Source organism: Bradyrhizobium sp. Gha (assembly GCF_900113735.1).
Classification (GTDB): domain Bacteria; phylum Pseudomonadota; class Alphaproteobacteria; order Rhizobiales; family Xanthobacteraceae; genus Bradyrhizobium.
Window position 1 is genome coordinate 1 of sequence record NZ_FOQM01000089.1, and the last position, 1,609, is coordinate 1,609.

At 59.8% G+C, this 1,609-nt stretch carries 3 protein-coding genes; 1 reads left to right on the forward strand and 2 read right to left on the reverse strand.

The genetic code is table 11. The features are described 5' to 3' along the window. Together BM222_RS39655 and BM222_RS39660 are read right to left on the reverse strand one after the other, a co-directional pair. A partial coding sequence (locus BM222_RS39655; RefSeq protein ID WP_283810305.1) for a TCP-1/cpn60 chaperonin family protein occupies nucleotides 1-455 on the reverse strand: 455 nt, incomplete at its 3' end. A 47-nt stretch (nucleotides 456-502) separates the two neighbouring features. Beyond that, complete coding sequence (locus tag BM222_RS39660) at nucleotides 503-817, reverse strand: co-chaperone GroES (RefSeq protein ID WP_092239996.1); 315 nt, start codon at nucleotides 815-817, stop codon at nucleotides 503-505. 404 nt (nucleotides 818-1,221) lie between these two features. Here BM222_RS39660 and BM222_RS39665 point away from each other — a divergent pair, with 404 nt between their 5' ends. Continuing rightward, complete coding sequence (locus tag BM222_RS39665) at nucleotides 1,222-1,509, forward strand: usg protein (protein WP_092239997.1); 288 nt, start codon at nucleotides 1,222-1,224, stop codon at nucleotides 1,507-1,509. The last annotated feature ends 100 nt before the right edge of the window (nucleotides 1,510-1,609 follow it).

Genomic DNA, 1,609 nt, shown 5'->3' on the forward strand with positions numbered 1-1,609 from the left:
GCCGAGATGGTGCCGACCTGGGCGATCTCGTCGTTCGAGGTGACCTTCTTCGAGTTCTTCTCGAGGTCCGCCACGACGGCTTCGACCGCGAGGTCGATACCGCGCTTGAGGTCCATCGGGTTCATGCCGGCGGCGACCGACTTGGCACCTTCCTTCACGATCGCGGCCGCGAGAACGGTCGCGGTGGTGGTGCCGTCGCCGGCCGCGTCAGCGGACTTGGAGGCGACTTCGCGCACCATCTGCGCGCCCATGTTCTCGAACTTGTCCTCGAGCTCGATCTCCTTGGCGACGGTGACGCCGTCCTTGGTGATGCGGGGAGCGCCGAACGACTTGTCGAGCACGACGTTGCGGCCCTTCGGACCGAGCGTGACCTTCACCGCGTTGGCGAGGATGTCGACGCCGCGCAGCATCTTGTCGCGCGCTTCAACCGAGAATTTGACTTCTTTGGCTGCCATCTGGAATTTTCCTTGGATGATTTATGACTGGAGGGAGAGAGGGGCTGTTAGGCCGCCTTCTTCTTGGAAGCGGGAACGTCGAGGACGCCCATGATGTCGCTTTCCTTCATGATCAGGAGATCGACGTTGTCGATCTTGACTTCAGTCCCAGACCACTTGCCGAACAGCACGCGGTCGCCGACCTTCAGGTCGATCGGGATCAGCTTGCCGGCTTCGTCGCGGCCACCCGGGCCAACGGCGACGACTTCGCCCTGGGAGGGCTTTTCCTTGGCAGTGTCGGGAATGATGATGCCGCCAGCGGTCTTCTCTTCTGCGTCGATGCGCTTGACCACGACGCGGTCGTGAAGCGGACGGAAATTCATGCAGTCCTCCTAAACATTTGCACGAGTTGAGGTTTTTAGATTGTTAGCAATCTGCGCCCGCGAGTGCTAGCACAGGCGGGACTGAAATAAGCCAGGAATTTTGCGGGAGCAAGAGTTTGTAGCAAAAAAATCAGCAGCCGGAAGAGCCGAGTGCCAACAACGTGCGGCCATCGTTAACCGCGCCCCGAGGGCCTCTTCAGGCGGCCTTCGGGGCCGTATTAGCACGGAGCCGCGTCTGCTGCTAACGCGTTGAATTTCAACAGCTTGTTAAACTTTTAGGCTTGAGATGGATTGTCAGTTTGCGTCACATTTCTCTCATGTGAGCGCATCTCCACCGGGTGGCGCAACGAGTCGCGTACCGGATCAAGCCACCCCCTGAATGCGCTCCTGCAAAAGAGGTTGGCATGGGATTGCGGGTTGGAACCGTTTCCGAGGATTTCCGGAAACAGTTGCTGGGCTACGGGCTGACGACGGCCCAAATTCTCTACCGGATGCCGGATCATCGTTCGCTGCTGCAGACCTATGTCTGGCAGAACTACGACATGTTTCCGAAATTCCCGGCGCTGACCGACTTCCTGGCGTTTTGGCAGGAGAAGCTCGACGGCCCGCTGCATTCGGTGACGGTGGCGCATTCCAAGCTGATCAAGCCGGCCGAGCTGCGCGCCGTGGATGGCGTGTTCCGGCTGCATTGAAGGCGTGTAGGACCTCCTACCCGTGGTCAAGGGGTGTTTGTCCTTAATGGACGAGAGTACCGCCGTGCTCGACGCTGTCCAGGACGCTTCGCGCCGGCTA

Bases quoted from the DNA above. Each gene is read 5' to 3' on its own strand.
- BM222_RS39660 (WP_092239996.1), bottom strand. From the start codon at position 817: ATGAATTTCCGTCCGCTTCACGACCGCGTCGTGGTCAAGCGCATCGAC.
- BM222_RS39665 (WP_092239997.1), top strand. From the start codon at position 1,222: ATGGGATTGCGGGTTGGAACCGTTTCCGAGGATTTCCGGAAACAGTTG.